The organism is Cytobacillus firmus (assembly GCF_023612095.1).
Classification (GTDB): domain Bacteria; phylum Bacillota; class Bacilli; order Bacillales; family Cytobacillaceae; genus Cytobacillus.
The window spans coordinates 2,160,757-2,182,397 of sequence record NZ_CP086235.1; the positions used below are offsets into that span (position 1 = coordinate 2,160,757).

A 21,641-nucleotide genomic window follows, 5' to 3' on the forward strand; every position below is an offset into this window, starting at 1 on the left:
TAAGTGGGGGTCAAACTGTCCGTAAAGGCCCGATTGGTTCAACTAACAATCAGTGGGGGATAAGGAAAACCCCCACTGATTGAAGTTTCACTTTATTTATAAAATTTTCAGAATTATTATTGTTTTCCGAAGAAATGTGTGGTAATTTAGTAAAAACGAAGTTCAGACTTCATAAAATATAATAAAACAGCTTAAACTTCATAATCTTAAGGTGATCCTAAATGAAATTAAAAGAAACAATAGAAAAAGAGTTTTCTAACCTCTCCAAAGGCCAGCAGAAGGCAGCAAAGTATTTGCTCGATCATCCGAAGGATTTTGCCGTAAAGTCAGCGGGTGAGATTGGAAAGAGAATCGGGGTCAGTGAAACGACAGTCATCCGTTTCTGCTATTCGATTCAGCTTTCAGGCTATTCGGAGCTTCAAAAGATGGTAAGGGAACAGCTTTTAAAGGCGAATAGCACACTCGGGCAGTATTTTACGAATAAGGTGGAATTGGCCGAAAAGCCGGAGTTCCTGGCAAGTGTGATGGAGAAGGATTGTCTGCATATACGGGAAACGATTCAGAATATAAGCCAGAATGATTTTGATGCCTTGGTTGACCGGCTGATCGAATCGAAAAAAATATATATTTCAGGACTTAGGTCTTCTTTCTCGGCAGCGAGCTGGCTTTCTTTTACTCTTGGTGTAGTCAGGGGAAATGCGAAGCTGATCAGGCCGGATACGGATGATCTGCTGTTGACGGTCACCGAAATGGATAAAGATGCGACGTTTATCGCCATTTCATTCGACCGGTATATGAAGGATACGATCAAAATGGCGGAATTGGCGAAAAAGCAGGGAGCATTTGTGATTGGCATTACCGATTCAGCGATCGCGCCGATTAAAGAGCATGCTGATTTGCTTTTTCAAATACATTCATCGGAAAAATCGACGATTGATGCGGCACCCGCACTATTTTCCTTTTTGAATGCGGTAATTGCGGGGGTGTCCATACATGATCAGGAACGATTTCAAGCAAGGAAAGAACAATATGAAAAGCTGGAAAGTGAGCATTTTTTTATACAGCCGGGAGGGAAGTTGGATTGAAGGAAATGATTGAAGAGCTTAAACCCGCATTAGAGATGGTATTTACGCATTTGCACGAAAATCCGGAAGTGAGCTGGAGGGAATATAAGACAACCGAGTACCTGCAGAAATTCCTGGAATGCCGGGGGTTTCAGGTTCAGCTGTTTGGGGATTGCACCGGTCTGGTTGTTGAAGTAGGGGAAGGGAGTCCGTGTGTCGCGCTGAGAGCGGATATGGACGCACTTTGGCAGGAAGTGGACGGCAAGTTTCAGGCGAATCATTCCTGCGGCCATGATGCCCACATGACGATGGGAGTAGGGGCGATGCTGCTGCTTCAAAAGGCGGGATTCCCCAAGAAAGGCAAGCTGAAATTCATCTTCCAGCCTGCTGAAGAAAAGGGCACCGGAGCTCTCAAAATGATTGAGCATGGTGTGCTGGATGATGTGGATTACCTGTATGGTGTACATCTAAGACCCATCCAGGAAATAAGGGACGGGGAAGCATCAGCAGCCATTTACCATGGTGCAGCAAGATTTCTGACCGGGGAAATTATCGGGGAAGACGCCCATGGCGCCCGTCCGCATCTTGGCCAGAATGCCATCGAGATTGGCGCTTCTTTTATTCATGAAATTAAAAACATTCATTTGGATCCCATGGTCCCCTATACGGCTAAAATGACCAAGTTCCATGCGGGCAGTGACACAGGCAATATCATACCTGGAAAAGCTTCCTTCAGCCTCGATCTTAGGGCACAAACTAATGAAGTGATAAACGCACTGTCTGAAAAAATTGAAACGATCACGGAGTATTTATCCAAGCTCTATGGAGTCAAAATTACACTTGAGACGAAAGCGAATGTGGCAGCAGCTGAGGTAGATGAAGAAGCGCAGCATTTTCTCGAAAAGGCCGTAATCGATGTACTTGGAGCCGGCCAATTACGGGAGCCAATCGTGACATCAGGCGGGGAAGACTTCCATTTTTACACCCTCAAAAAGCCGAATATTAAGGCCACGATGCTGGGATTGGGCTGTGATTTGCAGCCGGGTCTTCATCATCCGGACATGACGTTCAATCGGGAAGCGATTTACTCAGGAGTGGAAATATTGGCCAGGGCGGTAATGGCCACTTTGGAAAAGGAGGAGTGAAGATGGCTGCTGTGACAATTGATTTGCGGGTATTAAAGACAGCATCCGATATGAATCTGATTCAAAAGCTGGAAGAGATCATCTGGAATATGGCTCCGCTTCCGGTTCATCAAACCATCACAGCTGCCCAGAACGGCGGGCTTCTCCTCGGGGCATATATAGAAGAAGAACTTGTGGGATTCAGCTACGGATTTCCCGGTTTCAACAGGGGAAAAGGGTATTTATGCTCCCATATGCTCGGCATTCACCCTGAACACCAGGATAAGGGGCTTGGCGCGTTATTAAAGCAGAAGCAAAAGGAACTGGCCGCTGAGATGGGATATGATCTGATCACCTGGACGTTTGATCCGCTTGAAAGCCGGAATGCATATTTAAATCTTAACAAGCTGAATGCGGTTTGCTCTACATATGTGGAGAATTGCTATGGAGATATGGATGATAATTTGAATCATGGACTGCCGACAGACCGGCTAAAGGTGGAATGGTGGATTACCAGTTCACATGTGGAGGAGCGATTGAGTATTGAAACAGCTTCTGCAGAGAATCCGTTTGACTGGGGAATATCAGAGGACAACTTTCCTGTTTTATTAAATACAGTATGGGAGGCATGTGGCGGACCTGTGCTTGTTCCGATTCCGGCAAACTTTCAAGCTATTAAAAATCAAAATTTCGAACTTGCGATGGACTGGCGCTTCAAAACCAGAGGGATTTTTCAGGCGTTATTTTCAAAGGGGTACGCCATGGCGGGTTTTCAAAAAAGTACAGAAGGCCCGGTACACTACTATGTATTAGTTCAACGAAACGAGCTTACACTCAACTAACAGGAAAAGGCGGGAATGAATATGAAGGTGACTGAAGTCGTATTAAGGCATATGAAAATGAGAATGAAAGCACCATTTACAACAAGCTTTGGCACGTTTCAGGATAAAGAATTTCTTTTACTGGAAGCGAAGGATGAGAACGGTGTGAGCGGATGGGGGGAATCAGTAGCCTTTCATTCACCATGGTATAACGAAGAAACACTGAAAACAAACTGGCATATGCTTGAAGATTTCATCATTCCGAATCTATTAAACAAAGAAATGGAACACCCTGATGAAGTGTCGGAAACGCTCTCTTACATACGGAAAAACAATATGGCGAAATCGGCTTTCGAAGGGGCCGTTTGGGACTTATATGCCAAGCAGAAGGGAATTCCGCTTGCGAAGGCGCTTGGCGGGACAGCAAATGAGATTGAGGTTGGAATCAGCATCGGGATTCAGGATTCTGTTGAGGACTTGCTGAACCTCATTGGTGAATATGTAAAGGATGGCTACAAACGAATTAAAGTGAAAATAAAGCCGGGCTGGGATGTTGAAGTTATGAGGGAAGTAAGAAAGCATTTTCCGGATATAGCGCTTATGGCGGATGCAAACTCAGCCTACACACTTGAGGATATTGAACTGTTAAAACAGCTGGATGAATTTGATTTAATGATGATCGAGCAGCCGCTGGCATCTGATGACATTATTGATCATGCTGTTCTCCAGAGGGAACTTAAAACACCGGTCTGCCTCGATGAAAGCATCCATTCCTATGAGGATGCACGCAAGGCGATTGAACTTGGAAGCTGCAAAATTATCAATATCAAAATCGGCCGTGTCGGGGGCTTGACAGAATCCAAAAAAATTCATGACCTCTGCCAGGAACGCGGCATCCCGGTATGGTGCGGAGGCATGTTGGAATCCGGCATCGGCAGGGCACACAATATTGCCTTAACCACACTATCAAACTTTATTATGCCAGGGGACACAGCTGCATCATCCCGCTATTGGGAGAAGGATCTGATTGACCCTGAAGTAACGGTTGAAGATGGCATGATCAAGGTTCCTGAACGATCCGGTATTGGCTATGAACCTAATTATGAAACTATTAGAGAGTTTACTGTTTTTGAAAAGAGATTTGCGCTGGGGGAGCAGAATGAACAAGCAGCCCTTGTTGGCGGGAATAGTGTCACTCCAGTCAAATAAAAAGGGCAAATAGCACTCAGAGGGAGAGAGGATGCTCTCTTTCTCTTTTAATCAAAGTTGTCAAAAAATTCAAATATTAAAAGGGGGAATAGTTTTGAAAAAGAGTATTCAGATTGCCGGGGCCTTTATTGGGGTCATTGTCGGAGCAGGCTTTGCTTCCGGGCAGGAAATTTTGCAGTTTTTTACGGGCTTTGGCTGGATGGGGATTGCCGGAGCTGTGCTGGCGACTTTTTTCTTTGCTTTTCTTGGCATGAATTTAACCCAGCTTGGAAGCCGTCTGCAGACAGATTCCCATAAAGATGTGATTTACCATATTTGCGGAAAGTATCTTGGTATGGCTGTTGATTTCATCATTACATTCTTCCTTTTCGGAGTGGCCGTCGTCATGCTTGCCGGATCGGGATCGATCTTCGAAGAGCAGTTCGGCATCCCGAGTTTGGCCGGAAATATCATTATGGCTGTGTTAACGATCCTGACCGTATGTCTGAACATCCAAAAAGTCATTTCAATTATCAGCCTGGTGACTCCATTTCTGCTGCTCATGGTGGTTATCATTAGCGGCTATGCTCTAAGCACGATGGGATTGGATTTCTCGGAAGTTCAGAAATTGGCGGAAAGCGGGACGCCAGCTGCGTCTAACTGGTTTATGGGCGGATTGCTGTATGTTTCTTATAATATCGCGGCTGGTGCTGCTATGCTTGCTGTCATGGGCGGCACAACAAAAGATGAAAAGCAGGCTGGCTTGGGCGGCATCCTGGGCGGTGTTGGACTGGGTGTCCTGATTTTACTGATCAATGTAGCCATGCTGGTTAAAATGGACGTGGTTGAAGGATCTCCAATGCCAATCCTAGCGCTTGCAAATGAAATTTCCCCGGCATTTGGACTGTTAATGTTCGTCGTCCTGCTGGGCATGATCTACAACACAGCTGTTGGGATGCTGTATGCCTTCACTGCAAGAATCGTAAAAAGAGAGAATCCTAAATTCAATATCTTTGTTGTATTATTCGGAGCTGCCGCTTTTGGCGCCAGTTTCATCGGCTTCATCACTTTGGTCGGAACGGTTTATCCTTTAATGGGGTACTTAGGATTTACTTTGATTGCGGCGATTGTGTTTGCTTGGTTTAGGGGGAAGAGGAAGGCTGTTGGGAGGATTGGAAGCGGGGTTGTTTTAAAACAATAGGAACTTTTTTAGAAAGCTCAGTTCTCCTGAGCTTTCTTTATTTTATCAAAATCCATATTTTAGGGCTAACGTACGAATCCCATCTCCGATCTTCTTCACCCCAACCGCAATTTTCCTGTCATCCACCTGTGACACGCTTAACCGGATACGGTTTTCCTGCCTGTATTCAGGGAGGTACATACCTGCTGCATCCTGAACCAAAACATTATTCTTTTGCAGATGCTCGACAAGATGCTTTGCTTTCAACCTGCCCGGAAGCTCAACTGTTGAATAGAATCCCGAATTCCCGCCAGTAAAAGCAGCACCAGGGGGCAAATGCTCCAGGTACGCCTTTTTGAGAATGGTGCCTTTCTTTTTGTATTGCCGCCGGAGTTTTTCAATATGGGCTTTAAACATTCCGCTGCTTAAGTAAATCTCAAGTGCCCCTTGTGTGAGGACTGGTGTATGGACGTCTGCTGCAAATTTGGCTTGTGTAAAGCTTCTCATTAAGGCTTCCGGAAGAACGGCCAATCCTAATCTAAGTCCTGGCAGCAAAACTTTTGAGAAGCTTTTTGTATAAATGACTCTTCCGCTAGGGTCATAGGCAAACATGGGGTCTGCCTTTTTCCTGGTATCAAGGTCTCCCATATAGTCATCCTCAATAATGTAGACATCATATTTTTGAGCAAGCTCGACAATCTGCTTTTTTTCCTGGTTGGAGTAGCTGCAGCCTGTCGGGTTCTGGAATCTGGAGACTGTATAGAAAAACTTGACGCTTCGTTCTCTGAATACCTTTTCCAGATTATTAAGATCAATGCCATTCTGATTTACCTCTATGCCGATCGGTTTCAGGCCGCGCGAAGTAATGGAATCTATGAAACTGAAGTGTGTTGGCTGTTCTACGCAAATCTCATTTTTCTTATTGGGAAAAGGCAGTGAGATTAATAGATCCAAAGCCTGCTGGGATCCAGATACAACGGCAATTCTATCAGGCGGGGCGAAAACCTGCAGGTCCTGAAGCTGATCTGAAAGCTGATGCCGAAGACTCGCCAAGCCGAGGGGATGGGAATACTGAAACATTTCTTCCTTATAAAGTTCAATTGCCTGATTCATGCAATGCTGATAATCACGGTAGGGCATCCTGCTTTTATCCGGTCCTGCCGAAACAAAGTCTATTTTCATTTGAGTTTGTTTTTTGGGTTTATCTGTCCCTACTGCAAAATAGCCGCTTTTTGGCACAGAGTAAATCAGATGTGCCTTTTCCAATTCACTGTAAGCTTTTAGTACAGTGTTGATGCTGCAGCAGAATTCCTTGGCAACCCTGCGGATGGAGGGGAGCTTTTCTCCGGATTTTAACTTTTCATCATCTAATCTGGATTGGATTTCTCCTATGATTTCCTCATATTTAGTGCTCATGAATTCACACCTTGCTGAAGATTTGTATGGGTACAGATGGCTAAAAAGCTTCTTTTCTGTATCCATCATGCTGTTTATAGTATAAGGGACAATTATAGGGCTGACATCATGACGGAAATCCTATTTTATGAAGGAGGAAGAAAAGATGAATTGGATGAGGAGAATGGGTATAGCCGTTTTTGCCTTGTTATTGCTGCTGGCAGGTACAGGTGCTGAGGCATTAGGCGGAAAAGAAAACACGAAGGAGCTGCACATTGAAGAAGTTTTTGCAGGAATAGAGGGAACAATGGTTCTCAAAAATCTTAAGAATGACAAGGTTCATGTCTATAACAAGGAGAGGAGCAAAGAGAGACTGACGCCGGAGTCAACCTTCAAAGTCGCCAATGCCCTAATCGGGCTCGAAACTGCCGCTGTGAGAGATGAATACGAAGTGAAACGTTGGGATGGAGTCGAACGGGAATTTGAAAGCTGGAACCGGGATCATTCTCTTGCTTCTGCCATGAGGGAATCGGCTATCTGGTTTTATCAGGACATGGCAAGGACAATTGGTGAAAAGAAAATGACCGATTACGTAGCAAAGATAGGGTATGGGAACCAGGACATATCTGGCGGAATTGATTCGTTCTGGTTGGACAGCAGCCTGAGAATAACCGCAGCAGAACAAGCAGATTTTATCGAAAAATTAGTTGAAGAGGACTTGCCATTCTCAAAACAGAACCAAAAGACAGTCAAACGAATAATGATTCAGGATGAACAGGATCACTTCATTTTACATGGAAAAACAGGGACAAGGCTCTCTGACATGGGCCTTGGCTGGTATGTTGGTTTTGTTGAAACGGAGAAGGGGATATGGGTGTTTGCGGTGAATATTGATGGAACAGGCACTGAGGCCAGGAATATTGCTTTAGAAGTATTGAAGGAGAAAGAAATTATTAAGAACTAAGCTGGATCAGGGGGAACCATGTCCTGGTTCCCCTGTTTTACTGAACCTCCGCCACAAATGTAAAAGAAATTTCACCGTTTTGCCATTCCGCTAGGACTTCATAAATATATTTTCCCTTATCTGCAGGCATGTTAATTTGATTATCCTCCAGCTTGATATCACTTTCTATTCCCGTTTCATTCCATAAATACACCTTCATTACTGGATCATCTTCAATTTTCACTTTGACTTTCTGGTCCGGTTTTACAGGAATAGGTTTAAGCTGTACTGCCATCTGATTCGGGGATGCATGATCGGTTTTGATTGATTCCGTTTCAAGGCCTTTTTTTCTGACCCACTGATAGTTTCCTTTTTCCATTCGATATTCTGTTCCATTCACTTCAATAGTTGCTGTCTTCTCTGGCGGAAATTTCGTGTGATCCACCGGTTTATCTGAACAGCCAAACAGTAAGCTGACAGAGGCAATTACGATTATACTTACTAATCTTAAACTCCGCATTGTGCCACCCGCCTTTTATGATGGTTATTAAAAACAGTTTATCTGAAAAAGGAGATCTTATATATAGCTAGAATTAAATTAGTAAAATGCCAAAGGAAAGGAATTTTTGAAGATGAAGAAAATCTCACTAATACATTCTCCGGTTTTACCTGCAGTTGACTATGCTTACGCCTCCCATATCCCTTCTGGAATGGATCTTTATTTTATGGCAGGGGCCTGTCCGCTCGACAAAGAGGGAAAAGTTCCTGAGGGAAAAGGCTATGAAGAACAGGCCAGGCTTTGTGTTGAAAACCTGAAAGCAGCCTTACAGGAATGTGGAGCTGAATTAAAGGATGTGGCTTATACTAGAGTTCTGGTAGCATCCTCTGACCAGGCAGATTTGGTGGCTGCATGGAAGGCAGTCAGAGAGGAATTCGGTTCCCATGATGTTCCGAGTACATTGTCCGGTGTTACCGTTTTGGGGTATAGCGGCCAATTAGTTGAGATAGAGGCAGTTGCTGCAGTAGCTAAAGAATAATTCATTTTTATTCAAGTAAATTAAATAAACTGATGACTAATATGTTAAAATTTTTCGAGGATAAAAAAGGGGATTTTAACATGAATACTTTAAAAAATTCTATTTCTTATTTACTAATGATTCCTGCTATCTTAATAGGAACCTTTGCCATGGCTGCAAATGGTGTGAGTCCCGGAATATCGCTTCAAAACATCCTAATCTGGATAATGGGAACTGTTTTGTGTTCTTATTATTTGGTTCCTAAAAAGGAGAAAAGAGTAAGTAAAGGGAACCTCATTATAACCTGCATTCCAGTAGCCTTATTAGTTCTTCCATTCCTGTTTGATGGTTCAGGCGGTGTTCATCGCTGGATAACTTTTGGACCGGTTAACATAAATGCAGCAAGTATTATTTTGCCATTTTTAATTATACAGCTATGGAAAAATCGGACAAGCCATGCAATCGCACTGTACTTTATTACTTTATTAATATTGCTATTCCATCCAGATGCAGGTCAATTAACTTCATTTGCCTGTGCAGCTTTTATTATTTTGTGGAAGAAAATAAGTAATTGGAAGTTAAAGTTATTAAGCTTTATGCTTAGCGTTGTCACAGTTATCATTTCATGGATTTTCCTCGATGATTTAGCACCGGTTCCTTTTGTAGAAGATATTATCTTTTTGGTTGCAGACCTTGGTTTTGTCTGGCTGATTTTAGGTGTTTTGTCGTTGCTGTTATTATTAAGTCCATTCTTTTATTACGGCAGAAATAATATTTTATCGTTATCTTTGGGAGTTTACTTTTTAATGGCTATGATTGTAACGTTATTTGGTCATTTTCCAATGCCGATCATGGGGTATGGAATCTCACCCATAATCGGTTATTTTCTTGCCGTCAGCTGGATTAGAATAAATAATTGAAAATGGAGAACTAAATGTCTATTATCCTTGCAATAATCGTCCTTATGGGTTTATTTATTTTAGGAATCAGGTTATGGAAGACGAGCAGAATAGTGTCACTGCTCTTTATACTGCCTGTATTGGCAATATTCCTTTTTGCCGGATATGTGTTTTTTAACTCTTGGTATCATACTGCTCCAGATTCATTGAATTTCACAGTCGAAAAGGAAAATCAATCCTATACAGTGACAGGCGTTTGGAAAAAACCATTAGATGCATATAGATTTCCCACAGATTTTATTGTTTTTTATGTTCCTGGTAATGGGGAAGTAACGGAAGTTAAGCGAAATAGATCTGAGGATTATGAAAAAATGGATAGCCTTTACTTTGAAGATTCGGTTCAGGAATGGTTAAAAAATGAGCAACCTCCTGAATTAGAACCTCAACTATTTGATATAGAGACATCCAGGGAATTTAGTTTTTCATTTGCACTGCCGGAAAATGTAAAACCAGACGAGGTAAAAATCTATTATGTTCATATGAGAGATGAACCAATGGAAGCCTTAGAGTTTTGGTTTAAGGAGATTGAGTTGAAATAATTCTCTTACGATTGGGTAACTGAAGCTAGCCTGCATTTGACCAATCAAAGAAGTATTCGGCGCCAATGATGTTCCGAGTATTTTGTCGGTGTCTCCGTTTTGGTTAAGCGGCCAATTAGCTGAGCTAGAAGCGGGTGCTGCATTAGTGCCTAAGTCTCTAAGGGTTCATGAATTTAGTGTATAGAATTGAGTATGGGACACATAATAAAACCGCCATAAGAATTCGATAATGGGGGTAGACCATGACTTGTAATCAAATCCCGGATAATGCGTTAGAAATTATCACCAAAAAGTGCAGGGTGGTTAATATTTGTGTGTTTGTCTCGCCAGGCGTAAGGATTGAAAATAATGAGATCTGTACCTTGATTGGAAAAGCGAATGATATCTTATGCCGGTGCGGGATAGTATTTAATGTAGATAGGATAAAAAAACTTGAAGAGATTGTACCAAATCCGGACGATTATGATTTTGCACTTGAAGAGATAGATTCTGCAGCTGATTTTTTTTCGAATATGTCTAACTATCCAACTGCAGAGCTGTTATATAATCTTAAAACCTGCTGCACAGATGGAGCGCATATATCACTTCACTTCGTTAGAGGAGCAGCATTGAGAAATAACGAATTTGGAGCTTCTATAGGGGATGTCAGCAACAATAAATATTTTTCAATGATGACAGCTATTGAACTTCGAGGGGAAAAAGTTGCACATGAGCTAGGGCATTGTTTAGGGCTGGACCATGTAAATAATCCAAACAATCTTATGTTCTTTCCGAATATGGGGTTTGATGTGTTGAATGAACAATGCGCAGCAATAAGACGAAGTCCTCTGATTCAAGAGGAGTTCTATCCGGTGTCATTTACTACAGAATTCCCTAAACGGATTGAGGTTGAAATACTTCGTTTGTCAGTTAGAGAAGTAACTGAATTTGTGGATGATGATATCGAGGTTAGGTTTAATTTTACAATCAATGTAATAAGGCCTGGGTCCAATCCTAATGAAGATCCGATTATTATTATTAAGACAGAAAAACTTTCATGGGAGCACCATGACATTGAGGATGACCATCCTGAAATTCCGTATCACATCGGCCTTCGAACAGTGGTGGAAGTTCCAGATGTTAATGCTGGCATAAAAATCATAACGGATGTAACCGAATTTGATCCAGGAACTGATGAAAAAATAGATTTTCCCTCAATTCTCCTTAAGGACGATACAAATTGGGGTATTGATCTCGGAGAATTTCTTACTTCGAGCACCCATGAAATTTTTTATGACATGGATTTGGTTTGTAAGACAACAGCACTACCTCCAAAACATCAGGCAATCCCGAATTTTTGCGAAAATGCTATTATTTAACTTGCGAGTCCAATTCTAATGAGAACACTCTTTTGTTTGCCCTACGAAAAAGACCCTGCTGCAAAAGCAGCCGGGTCCATTTTTTAGTTCTTCTTAAGAACAAGCATCTGATCCTCTATCGCATACACACAATCAGCTACCCGTTCAATAAATACCGTATCATGTGAAACCAGCAGAACAGTTCCTTGATAGGCTTTTAAAAATTGTTCCAGAGCCTCGATGCAATAAATATCCAGAAAATTTGTGGGTTCATCTAATATCAGCACATTGTATCTGCCCAGGAAAAGCTGGCATAGCACGAGTCGGATTGCTTCGCCGCCGCTTAAACTCCGCACATCCTTTTTCAGGTCATTTCCTGTAAAATTCATGGAGTGCAGAACCGAACGAATTTTACTATCATCATAATCGCTTTTGTCTTTCATATAATCCAGCACCGTTCTGCTTTTATCGAATTGGTAATCCATCTGTTCATAGGCGCCGATTACCGCTTTAGGAGAGAGGGTAATACCCTCGCCGCGGTTCAGGATATGGTTGAGGAGTGTTGATTTTCCTAATCCGTTTTTTCCAGTAATGGCAATCGTTTTGCCAAGGGGGAATTGGAAGCTCGCTTCTTTCAGAAGTGTTTTTTCTCCGCCTTTTAACGTTACCCGATCTCCCATAATTGGAAATTTATTGTGCATTTCCAGTGTTGGATGCTGATGAAAGCGAATCGTCATTTCTTCCTTTGGCGCATCCACATTCTCGAACATCTGTACCCGCTGCTCAATGGCTTTGGCTGCGCGCTGGACCGCCTTTTGGCTTGTATCCTTGGATTTTGTCATAAACATTTTATTGGCTTTGGCCTTAGTTTCCTTTTTGGAGATATGCCCGTTGGCTTGGGTAATTTTCTCAGCCTTTTTCATTTTTTCTTCTGCCGCTTTTATTAAGCGGGATTTCTCTTTCACATATTTTTCATGCTGCTCAAGCTGCTGTTTCCGCTGCAGTTCTCTTTGCTCTATATAATCAGAATAGTTACCGGTATATTCTGTCACAGTTCCGTCTTCAATTTCCCAAATTTTTGTGACGAGCTGGTCCAGAACATACCGGTCATGGCTGACGAGCACAAGGGCACCATAATAATAGGTCAGCTCATCAATAAAAAATTTTATCCCTTCCTTATCGAGATGGGTGGTGGGCTCATCTATTAACAATCCTTCATAATAGCTGGAAAAAATGTGCGCTAATTTCCTCCTCGTTCTTTCCCCGCCGCTTAAACTTTCGATTTCCGTGTCCGGGATTCCCAGCTGACCAGCCAGTTTATAGTCTATTTCGCTTTCATCGGGCGCTGACAGCTGATCGAAATAGGCAAAATCAGCAAAGCAGTTAACCAGTCCTTTCTCAGGCTTTATCTGTTCAGCCATGAGCTTCAGGAGGGTGCTTTTCCCAGCCCCGTTTTTGCCGACAATTCCGATCCGGTCAAACTGATGCACAGCCAGCCGGGGAATGTTTAATACTACTCTATCTAAATAGGAAACTTCTATATTTTTTAATTCAAAAAGTACATTTTCCATTACGATAACCTCGTTTCTTTTTGGTTTAATCCAATTAATATATCTGCGTCAATAGTGATTTGGCTGCTTTTGAATGCCTCCAAAGCTGTCTCATCGGCATCCCAGGCAAGGGGAGACATCTGCACTAAATGTGTCCGTTCCTTTTCATTCAACTCTTTTGCATCTGACACGGTGACAATGTCTATGAGCGTAAAATGCTTTTTAAAAAGGGAGATGGTTTCATCATTCCTGTAATTGCTGTTTTGATTGGTTCCATGAATGGCATTCCGCAGCTCTTGTAAATGAGCTGCACGCGGCACCACCTTAATGATGAGCCCGCCTGGAGTCAGAATCCGTTTAAACTCCTTGTAATTAGAAGGAGAAAAGATATTTAAAATCATATTCATAGAACGATCAGCCATAGGAGATTTTGCCAGATCCCCGACAAGCCAAATGGAATCTTTATAGCTTTTGGCAGCCTGAGCAATCCCTGCTTTGGATATATCCAGGCCAATCCCTGTCACTAGTCCGTTTCTGGAATAGCGCAAAATCTTTTCAAGATGCGATCCTTCACCGCATCCTGCATCAAGGATTAAGGCATCAGAATCGGCGGAAAAGGAGTCAATTGCGGCTGTTATTTTCTCATGAAGAAGTGTAAAAAGCTCACTCTCCATAATGATTTTCTTCCTGGCTTCAAATAAAGCTTTATTGTAACGGCCCTTCGGTGTATGGCTGAGCATATTCACATAGCCATGGTGTGAGATATCAAAGGTATGCCTGTTTGGGCATATCAGGCTTTTCGCTTGAACAACCTGCAGTGAATCCTCACATAGCGGGCATCTAAGTGCATTTACATAATTTTTATATTTAGAGTGACTATCCATTTTCTTCTTCCTTTCAATAAAAAAATCACAGGCATCTGCCTGTGATTCAGAGTAAAGGGAAGAGGGCCCATCCTAATTCGGTTAGGGGCTGATCAGGAGCCGTCAGCAAATAAACCTTCCTTTTGCTGTCTATTGGAAGGCTTATAGACATAAAAAAAGAAAGGCAGAAAAATCTGCCTTTCCATTCATAATAAAATTGCCATGCATTGACGGCAATTTAGGAAATAGCACAAATAAGGCTATTTCATATGAATTGAAGATTATTAAAAAAGGACAGACTAATCCCGTTTACTCTGTTCACACAAACAGAGCCTTTGAACGTATTAAATTACTGGTTCAAAGTTGGGAATCGAAGTCTCATCGCGTGTGTCATTTTTTAATAATCCTCCTAAACTAATTTGATACAGTGACCATTATATGTCCATCTATTAAAAATGTCAAAGGTTCCTCCGAATTTTGCAGCGGAATGGAGGGTAAATTAGTCATTGAAACGGAGGGAAACGATTATTAACGATTTTGATTGTGTTTTTTCATTTCCTTTATTTGAAGCGCATGCGGAATCTCTTTCCTATCCCTGCACCATTCTGCTGGAGCCTGTAAAAGTTATACCGAATATGCAGGGAACAGCTCTTATAACCAAAGTGAAGAAGCCCTATACAGATGAGCCGGACAGTCCTGTCAGGGAACGGACAGCGATTGGAATCTATGCTGACTGGGTGCCCCAGCCTTCTGCATTTGGCGATTATGACCAATACGAAGGGGTTGCCCAAATTCCTGGTGTAATCAGCTGGAGATTTAAAATGCACCCTGTTAAAGAAGATCAGCCAAGTATCTTTGGCGGCATCCCATGGGTTGGCAAGTTTGACGAAATATCAGCTGAGCTTTCTCCTGATGCAATTGTGCAATTGCGTCTATCCAATTCCCGATCCGGTACATTGGGGCCGGTTATTTTGCAGAATTCATTAAAGGGGTGTGTCAGGCAGGTGGGTAGGAGTGCTTAAGCGCACATAAATATTTTTATCCGCACATAAAAAAGGGCTATCCGCACATAAAATATTTTATCTGCACATAAATTTGGTCTATCCGCACAGAAATGCTGTTTGGGGTAAAAAAAAGACACGCTGGGTGCCCAATCTAAATTGGAAATCAGGAAAACGGCCCAAATGAGGCCGTTTTTTTCGTATTTATTGTCTAAATAATAAGGAATGCCGTCTAAAACTCGTTTTTGCTATGCGCAAATAAATGATTTTATACGAAAGTAAAATATGTTATCCGAAAGTAAATTGTATGCTCACCTAAAAAAACAGCTGCAGGAAGTCCAAAATCAGCAAAACGGCCAAAAAATCAGGCCGTTTTCGTTTTTATTTCCTAAATAATCAGCAAAGCCGTCCCAATTGTAATCAAAACGGCACCGGCTATGATATTCATACCTGGCTTTTCCTTTAAAATAATGAAACTTAAGATCATTGTCAGCACCACACTGAATTTATCAATGGGGTTCACGACACTAACCTTGCCGATGGCGAGAGCACCGAAATAGCACAGCCAGGATAAACCGGTTGCGGCTCCGGAGAGGAAGAGAAATAAATAGGACTTTTTCGAAATGTTTTTAAGCTCCTTAATAGTCCCCTGGAAAAGTACAATGCCCCATGCGAAAAGAATGATGATCACAGTCCGGATAAAGGTAGCCACATTGGAGTCGACGTCTTCAATTCCGATCTTTGCTAAAATATTGGTGGCTGCAGCAAATACAGCGGACAGCACGGCCAGAAAAATATAGGACTTTGTATTAAATACTTTCTTTTGGCGGGTCTTTTTCCTGTCCCGTCCAATTAAGACAAAGGTTCCAATGGAGATAATGATTCCGCCTGAAACAACCAGTGCTGTGGCGGGTTCCCTGAGAATAAAAAATGATAAGAGGATCGTTAAGACGACGCTCGACTTATCGATGGGAACTACCTTCGATACATCTCCAATCTGAATGGCTTTAAAAAAGCAGATCCATGATAAGCCGGTTGTCAGGCCTGAGAGAATAAGAAATATGTACGATTTTACCGAAATAGTAAAGATGCTTTCTGTTTCACCAGTAATAAGAACCATTAAAAAAGCCATGATGACCACCACAATTGTCCGGACTGCGGTAGCCAGATTGGAATCAACTTTTTCAATGCCAATTTTCGCAAGGATGGCGGTGAAGGATGCAAACAATGCGGCCAGCATGGCTAAAATTATACTCATACACATGAACTCCACTTCTGCAATTGGTTAAGTATAGTGATGTATAGAATATTATTTGATTCATTTAGTTAAAAAATTCTGTTTTCTTGTTGAGTATTCTATATTATAGTTTGGTTAAGCAAGGAGGAAGAAAATGGATCATATTGATAAAAGGAATCGCCTTGATGAAGAACCATTTAGCTTTCGGGTAAATAAAAATAGCACAGTGTTTCTTGATTTTAATGGAAAACAAGTGAAAATCCTAAAGGGTAAAGAGTCGGAGAAGTTTCTAAAAAGAATGAGTGATGCTGAAGATGAAAAGAGCAGGCAATTAATCATGGCGAAGATAACGGGGAATTTTAAACGGGGAAATGAACGGTGATTGTTTTGAGCTAAAGCAGCAGTGACAATGGGCACTGCTGCTTCTATTTTTATGTAAGAAGAATATCTATCTATGCTGGTCGAAAAGAATAGCGTTGCCATCCGGATCTTCAAGGGTGAAGCTTGCAGGGCCGGAGCCTGATTCATTTGCCTCATTTATAATAGAGATCCCTTGTTCCTTCAGCTGCTTTTGAAGGTCCCTAATGTCAGTGAATTCCTCTAAGTTTTCTGCGTTCTGATTCCAGCCAGGATTAAATGTAAGGATGTTTTTCTCGAACATGCCTTGGAATAGACCTATCACACAGTTTTCATTCTTCAAAATCAGCCAATTTTGCTCAATATCTCCGCCTAATGCCTCAAAACCAAGTTTTTCGTAAAATTCTTTTGACTTCTGAATGTCTTTTACGCTTAAGCTTACTGAAAACGCTCCTATTTTCATGGTTCCTCCTTCGGTTTTCTTATTATTCAGATAACTAATTTTGAGTTTAATCGAAGTCATTTAATAAAGCAATATTACTGTGAATAAAAAAAGCGGCTAGCGCCGCTTTTTAATAATGTCTTCTCCTCCGAAACCGGCTGCAGGTAAAATCGGTCTGAATCTTCATATAAATATAAATGATTGACGCAATGGTTCCTTCTTCGCCATGCATGTTTGTTTTTGGCTTCAGACATCTGAGAAATTCCTGGTCACACCTGCATTTGGATCTTCCGCTTGCCCAGCATTTATCGTGTGCTCTGCAGCATTCGTCCACTCCATTAATGGGTGCGCCCGGTCCGCTGCACCCTGGACCGCACCATTTGTAGCCCGGAAAAAGGCAAGGAACCCGTTTTTTTCTATTCAATAGTATCCCTCTTTTAATATCAATTTAATCTATGAATATGACAGAATCATAATAGAGGTGTGGTTACTTATCTATTAAAAGAAGATTGTTTTCGTATTAAGGGCAGGGGCCCATACCCCATAGGCAACTGACGCATATCCTTTACTGTAGACAAATACAGAGGAGGAGTTCCGTTTGGATTATCAATACCAGCAAATGCCGGTGTCACAGGAGTTTGTTCCGCACAATGGCATGTATTTCACTGACCATCGAGTTCGTCCCGGATTTGGAATTGGAAGAAGACCCGGATTCGGGTTTGGCCGGCCGGGATTCGGGTTTGGCGGCCCAGGCTTTGGTCTGGGGCTTGGATTTTTAGGAGGGCTTGCGACAGGAGCATTGCTGACGCCGGGACCTGGCTTTGGATATCCTTATTATCCATACCCGCCTTACCCGTACGCGCCATATCCTTACTATTACTAAGAAGGCTGAGCTTTGTCCCTGGGGCAGGGCTCTTTTTTAATTGATTAAATTTTCAGTTTTATTTAATATAAAAATAACGAAAGGAGTGTAAGAACATGATTAAACAAGTCGGACAAATTATGCTTTACGTTAACAATCAGGATGAAGCAGTAAATTTTTGGACTGAAAAAGCCGGATTTCATGTATTGGCCGAGGAAGATAATGGCCAGGGAATGAGATGGATCGAAGTATCTCCATCAAAGGAGTCGGAGACGAGTATTATTCTGCATAATAAGGAATGGGTAGCGAAGATGTCGCCGGGATTAAACCTGGGCACCCCTTCGTTGATGTTTTTTACAGAAAATCTTGAAAAACTTCATAGCGATTTTTCAAACAAGGGCATTACGGTTGGAGAAATTGCAGAAATGCCTTCAGGCCGGGTTTTTAACTTTGCGGATGGTGAAGAGAATTACTTTGCTGTTATGGAGAGAAAGTGAAAAGTTTGAGTGAAAGACGATCGCGGCAGTTGATCGAGCATTACATAGGCTTGTCAGCTCACATTTTGATGCCGGGCTTCCATTGGGAGATAAAAAAAACTAAAAACTGAGTTTTTAGGATTAAAGCTTACGGGAAAAGCGTACAAAAAATAGTCAGGACCGCTAATCTAAAAAGTTTCTCAAGCATAGCGCCAGCTCCTTTCGATTAGTTGGTATATTTTTATTTTAAGCCTGCTTTATTAAAGCAGGATAAAAGGTCTGTAAATTTATTGTTAAATGTTTTTTGGAGGGGGTGCGGGGGCATCTCTTTTTAAATTAAACTAAAGCTCCATTACCTCTATTATTTTGATATTCTTAAAGAAAGGGGGAAGGGAAATGAACAAAGTATATCTTGATTACAACGCAAGCACACCTTTGGCCCCAGAGGTTGCAGATCACATGTATCCTTTTCTGACAGACTTTTACGGAAATCCTTCTGCAATGCACTGGGCAGGGCTGCCGGTAAAAGAAAAAATGAATCGTGCGAGGCAACAGGTATCTGACTTGCTGTCATGCTCACCTGAAGAGATTATTTTTACCAGCGGCGGAAGTGAAGCAAATAACCTGGCATTAAAGGGCTATTTTTTCAAGCATCTGAAAAAAGGCAAGCACATCATTACATCAAAAATAGAGCATCCTGCCATAATCGAGCCATTAAAATTTCTCGAGCGTTTAGGGGCTGAACTCACGATGCTGGATGTGGATAAATATGGAATGATTTCTGCTGGAGATATTGAAAAGGCGATTCGGGAAGACACAATCCTGATCACCATTATGCATTCAAACAATGAAGTGGGGACTCTGCAGCCAATAGAAGAAATAGCCGAAATCGCAAGGAGGCACAAGATCGCATTTCATACCGATGCTTCCCAATCCGCCGGGAAGGTGCCTGTTGATGTTAATGAGCTGAATGTGGATATGCTCACCATTGCCGGCCATAAATTGTACGCGCCTAAAGGGGTTGGCGCCTTATATATCAGAAAAGGCATCGAGCTTGAACCGATTATTCATGGGGCAGGACATGAGTTTGGAATGCGTGCAGGAACTGAGAATACCTTGCTTGCAGCCGGACTCGGCAAAGCCTGTGAGTTAGCTGGGAAGCATGTCTCGGACGGCGGGCTTGCTGACTTAACGGATTATTTCTGGGGTAAATTGAAGGTGGCCTTTGGAGATGAAATAGTCCTAAATGGACATGAAGAAAAACGGCTGCCGAATACCCTTAATGTCAGTTTTATGAATCGGGTTGGCCAGGACATTTTATCAGCCATTCCTCAGCTTGCAGCCTCTACAGGGTCTGCCTGTCATGCAGGAAAAGTGGAATTATCTCCAGTTTTGAAGGAAATGGGGGTTCCGAAACACATTGGAATGGGCGCTGTCAGATTCAGCCTGGGGAAATATACGACAAAAGAGGAGCTTGATCAGGTGGTTTCCTGGCTTAAAGAAGTGATTTAGGAGCCCGTTATTCCACTGAAAAGACATCAGCAATCTGCATACTATCATCTGAAAAAATGCAGTACATATCTTCATAACCGTTTTCAATGGCCATTTTCGGAATGACCATCCCATCGAAGCCTTGCTTCGTAAGACTTTCGCGAAATTCAACGTTGGCTTCATCTTTATTTAATAGGATCGCCTTATCTTTCCAGTTAAGGTGTCTTTTTTTGTGCTCGCATAGTCGCAAAAGGGATCTCTCTCATTCATGAATTGTTCAAAGGAATCAAATTCCTTTAAGTTAGGTTCATCTATATAGATTTTATAGACATATCCGCGGATCTGCTTATCGTATTGAACCACTTTCGGCGTTCCATCCTCCCAGAACTCCGTATCCGATTTTTCACAGACGGTCTCTGTTCCAATGGCAAATGACTGAGCAGACTCAAAATTGGATGTACACCAGATCCCAAGTGTATCGAATTCCTTCATTGTTTTTTGGACTGACATCTCTTTTTGAAAGTACTCCAATTTCTTAATGGAACCATGATAAAGGATCAAAATAAACACCTCCCATTATTAGTGTGTGCAATATTTATTCATTTATTTAAATGTGATTGTTTTTCTTTCAGCTTTTGGAAATGCTAATAGAAAAGGAGGGACGTGTAGTCATGAATGATAGTCAGAACACTGCATTAACTGCAGCTGAAATAGCGCAATTATGGTCGGCTTATTTGAACAGCAGCTTGAGTCAGTGTATTTTCACCTATTTTTCAACTACAGTGGAAGACCAGAAACTGCAGTCCATGCTTCAGGATGGTCTTCAATTAACGGTGACCCATTTAAAGAAGGTGACTGAATTTCTTGAAAATGAAGGGATTGCCATTCCTTATGGATTTAAGCCGGAAGAGGATGTGTATCCTAATGCCCCAAAATTGTTCTCAGAAAATTTCTCACTGCATTTCCTTTATAATCTTACCATGTTTGCAGTGAATTTTTATGCTTTGGCCAAAACACTTTCTGTCCGGTCAGATATTGTTGAATACTTTAATAATTGCTTAATGGAAGCGAATGCGTACGAAACAAAGCTAAAAAATATGCTTATGAACAAAGGCTTGTATATGAGATCTCCCCATGTCATCCCGGTAAAAGAAACCAGCTTTGTCGAAAGCAAAAAATTCATGGGCGGATTGTTCGGCGATAAAAGGCCCCTGAATGTGATTGAAATTACAAATATATATAACAGCTTGAAAAGGAATGCCATGGGAAACTCGATTATGATTGGATTTAGCCAGGTTGCCAAATCCAAGGAAGTTGGCCAATTCTTGATAAGGGGAAGGGATATAGCTGCAAAACATACAAAAATCTTTGCGGAGCAGCTTGAGGAAAGTTTTTTGCCTATTAGCTTGTCCTGGGATATGGAAGTAACAGATTCCACTTCTCCTCCCTTTTCAGATAAACTAATGTTGTTTATGACAACCACGCTCATTGCATTAAGTACAGGTTTATATGCAACAAGTGCTGCATCGAGTGCACGAAAAGATATTTCGCTTAGCTTCATCCGACTGTCTGCTGAGATCGCTAATTATGCTGAAGATGGCGCAAACATTCTGATTAAAAATGGCTGGTTCGAGGAGCCGCCGCATCCGGCGGATCATGATGAACTGGCGAATAGATGAGAGAAATGATAACGCCAAGATCCGTATAACAAGCACTGTAAGCGACCCAATCCTGAATCAGGATTCCGGCTTTGAGCTTTTTCCGTGTAAAATAAAATCCACCCAACTATACTAAAG

General features: G+C 41.9%; 25 protein-coding genes. 16 read left to right on the forward strand and 9 right to left on the reverse strand.

All coding sequences use genetic code 11. From position 1 onward, the window contains the following. Positions 1-221: 221 nt before the first annotated feature. The 5 genes from LLY41_RS10980 (at position 222) to LLY41_RS11000 (ending at position 5,398) form a co-directional block, all read left to right on the forward strand. The gene (locus tag LLY41_RS10980; RefSeq protein ID WP_304587971.1) at positions 222-1,085 is read left to right on the forward strand and encodes a MurR/RpiR family transcriptional regulator; all 864 of its coding nucleotides are present in this window, start codon (positions 222-224) and stop codon (positions 1,083-1,085) included. Then, a complete protein-coding gene (locus tag LLY41_RS10985; RefSeq protein WP_304587974.1) occupies positions 1,082-2,209 on the forward strand; it encodes a M20 peptidase aminoacylase family protein in 1,128 nt (375 codons plus the stop codon). The genes LLY41_RS10980 and LLY41_RS10985 overlap by 4 nt, the downstream gene beginning before the upstream one ends. 2 nt (positions 2,210-2,211) lie before the next feature. Continuing rightward, entirely contained in the window at positions 2,212-3,030 is an 819-nt protein-coding gene (locus LLY41_RS10990; protein ID WP_304587976.1) for a GNAT family N-acetyltransferase, read from the forward strand. A 21-nt stretch (positions 3,031-3,051) separates the two neighbouring features. Further along, on the forward strand, positions 3,052-4,218 hold the full coding sequence (menC, locus tag LLY41_RS10995) for an o-succinylbenzoate synthase (protein ID WP_304587978.1): 1,167 nt from the start codon (positions 3,052-3,054) through the stop codon (positions 4,216-4,218). 94 nt (positions 4,219-4,312) lie between these two features. After that, complete coding sequence (locus tag LLY41_RS11000; RefSeq protein ID WP_304587979.1) at positions 4,313-5,398, forward strand: YkvI family membrane protein; 1,086 nt, start codon at positions 4,313-4,315, stop codon at positions 5,396-5,398. 45 nt (positions 5,399-5,443) lie between these two features. On the opposite strand, the gene LLY41_RS11005 is transcribed toward LLY41_RS11000, so the two are convergent. Further along, complete coding sequence (locus LLY41_RS11005) at positions 5,444-6,793, reverse strand: aminotransferase-like domain-containing protein (RefSeq protein WP_304587980.1); 1,350 nt, start codon at positions 6,791-6,793, stop codon at positions 5,444-5,446. Positions 6,794-6,938: 145 nt separating this feature from the next. On the opposite strand from LLY41_RS11005, the gene blaOXA reads away from it, so the two are divergent. After that, positions 6,939-7,736, forward strand: a complete 798-nt coding sequence (gene blaOXA / locus LLY41_RS11010) for a class D beta-lactamase (protein ID WP_370460305.1) — start codon at positions 6,939-6,941, stop codon at positions 7,734-7,736. Between the two features lie 37 nt (positions 7,737-7,773). On the opposite strand, the gene LLY41_RS11015 is transcribed toward blaOXA, so the two are convergent. Beyond that, complete coding sequence (locus LLY41_RS11015) at positions 7,774-8,235, reverse strand: hypothetical protein (protein ID WP_304587981.1); 462 nt, start codon at positions 8,233-8,235, stop codon at positions 7,774-7,776. Positions 8,236-8,347: 112 nt separating this feature from the next. Between LLY41_RS11015 and LLY41_RS11020 the strand changes: the two genes are divergently transcribed. The 4 genes from LLY41_RS11020 to LLY41_RS11035 all read left to right on the forward strand — a co-directional run bounded on the left by LLY41_RS11020 (position 8,348) and on the right by LLY41_RS11035 (position 11,587). Further along, positions 8,348-8,752, forward strand: a complete 405-nt coding sequence (locus tag LLY41_RS11020; RefSeq protein ID WP_095243136.1) for a RidA family protein — start codon at positions 8,348-8,350, stop codon at positions 8,750-8,752. 80 nt (positions 8,753-8,832) lie between these two features. Beyond that, a complete protein-coding gene (locus tag LLY41_RS11025) occupies positions 8,833-9,651 on the forward strand; it encodes a hypothetical protein (protein ID WP_304587982.1) in 819 nt (272 codons plus the stop codon). Positions 9,652-9,665: 14 nt separating this feature from the next. Further along, on the forward strand, positions 9,666-10,229 hold the full coding sequence (locus LLY41_RS11030; RefSeq protein WP_095243134.1) for a hypothetical protein: 564 nt from the start codon (positions 9,666-9,668) through the stop codon (positions 10,227-10,229). A 242-nt stretch (positions 10,230-10,471) separates the two neighbouring features. Then, positions 10,472-11,587, forward strand: a complete 1,116-nt coding sequence (locus LLY41_RS11035) for a zinc metalloprotease (RefSeq protein WP_095243133.1) — start codon at positions 10,472-10,474, stop codon at positions 11,585-11,587. 83 nt (positions 11,588-11,670) lie between these two features. Here the strand turns inward: LLY41_RS11035 and LLY41_RS11040 are convergent, their stop codons facing one another. The 3 genes from LLY41_RS11040 to LLY41_RS22475 form a co-directional block, all read right to left on the reverse strand. Next, positions 11,671-13,137, reverse strand: a complete 1,467-nt coding sequence (locus tag LLY41_RS11040; protein WP_304587983.1) for an Msr family ABC-F type ribosomal protection protein — start codon at positions 13,135-13,137, stop codon at positions 11,671-11,673. Beyond that, positions 13,137-14,000, reverse strand: a complete 864-nt coding sequence (locus LLY41_RS11045; RefSeq protein ID WP_095243131.1) for a putative RNA methyltransferase — start codon at positions 13,998-14,000, stop codon at positions 13,137-13,139. The genes LLY41_RS11040 and LLY41_RS11045 overlap by 1 nt, the downstream gene beginning before the upstream one ends. A gap of 328 nt (positions 14,001-14,328) precedes the next feature. Then, positions 14,329-14,373, reverse strand: coding sequence for an erythromycin resistance leader peptide (locus LLY41_RS22475; RefSeq protein WP_142301762.1), 45 nt, complete (start codon positions 14,371-14,373; stop codon positions 14,329-14,331). Between the two features lie 112 nt (positions 14,374-14,485). Between LLY41_RS22475 and LLY41_RS11050 the strand changes: the two genes are divergently transcribed. Then, on the forward strand, positions 14,486-15,001 hold the full coding sequence (locus LLY41_RS11050) for a YoqH family protein (RefSeq protein WP_286137157.1): 516 nt from the start codon (positions 14,486-14,488) through the stop codon (positions 14,999-15,001). Positions 15,002-15,368: 367 nt separating this feature from the next. Here the strand turns inward: LLY41_RS11050 and LLY41_RS11055 are convergent, their stop codons facing one another. After that, the gene (locus LLY41_RS11055) at positions 15,369-16,238 is read right to left on the reverse strand and encodes an EamA family transporter (protein WP_304587984.1); all 870 of its coding nucleotides are present in this window, start codon (positions 16,236-16,238) and stop codon (positions 15,369-15,371) included. Positions 16,239-16,371: 133 nt separating this feature from the next. On the opposite strand from LLY41_RS11055, the gene LLY41_RS11060 reads away from it, so the two are divergent. Beyond that, a complete protein-coding gene (locus LLY41_RS11060; RefSeq protein WP_095243129.1) occupies positions 16,372-16,599 on the forward strand; it encodes a hypothetical protein in 228 nt (75 codons plus the stop codon). A 66-nt stretch (positions 16,600-16,665) separates the two neighbouring features. On the opposite strand, the gene LLY41_RS11065 is transcribed toward LLY41_RS11060, so the two are convergent. Together LLY41_RS11065 and LLY41_RS11070 are read right to left on the reverse strand one after the other, a co-directional pair. Beyond that, positions 16,666-17,037, reverse strand: coding sequence for a VOC family protein (locus LLY41_RS11065; protein ID WP_095243128.1), 372 nt, complete (start codon positions 17,035-17,037; stop codon positions 16,666-16,668). A gap of 109 nt (positions 17,038-17,146) precedes the next feature. After that, positions 17,147-17,440: a phospholipase A2 family protein gene (locus LLY41_RS11070; protein WP_304587985.1), complete on the reverse strand. Its 294-nt coding sequence runs from the start codon at positions 17,438-17,440 to the stop codon at positions 17,147-17,149. Positions 17,441-17,671: 231 nt separating this feature from the next. Between LLY41_RS11070 and LLY41_RS11075 the strand changes: the two genes are divergently transcribed. The 3 genes from LLY41_RS11075 to LLY41_RS11085 all read left to right on the forward strand — a co-directional run bounded on the left by LLY41_RS11075 (position 17,672) and on the right by LLY41_RS11085 (position 19,866). Beyond that, positions 17,672-17,899: a hypothetical protein gene (locus LLY41_RS11075; RefSeq protein ID WP_175609088.1), complete on the forward strand. Its 228-nt coding sequence runs from the start codon at positions 17,672-17,674 to the stop codon at positions 17,897-17,899. Positions 17,900-17,994: 95 nt separating this feature from the next. Further along, a complete protein-coding gene (locus LLY41_RS11080; protein WP_095243125.1) occupies positions 17,995-18,375 on the forward strand; it encodes a VOC family protein in 381 nt (126 codons plus the stop codon). Positions 18,376-18,750: 375 nt separating this feature from the next. After that, a complete protein-coding gene (locus LLY41_RS11085) occupies positions 18,751-19,866 on the forward strand; it encodes a cysteine desulfurase family protein (RefSeq protein WP_304587986.1) in 1,116 nt (371 codons plus the stop codon). A 168-nt stretch (positions 19,867-20,034) separates the two neighbouring features. Here LLY41_RS11085 and LLY41_RS11090 read toward each other — a convergent pair whose 3' ends face one another. Then, entirely contained in the window at positions 20,035-20,406 is a 372-nt protein-coding gene (locus LLY41_RS11090; protein ID WP_304587987.1) for a hypothetical protein, read from the reverse strand. Positions 20,407-20,516: 110 nt separating this feature from the next. Here LLY41_RS11090 and LLY41_RS11095 point away from each other — a divergent pair, with 110 nt between their 5' ends. Further along, positions 20,517-21,524 carry a DUF3231 family protein gene (locus tag LLY41_RS11095; protein ID WP_095243122.1) on the forward strand — a complete coding sequence of 336 codons (1,008 nt, stop codon included), beginning with the start codon at positions 20,517-20,519 and terminating at the stop codon, positions 21,522-21,524. The last annotated feature ends 117 nt before the right edge of the window (positions 21,525-21,641 follow it).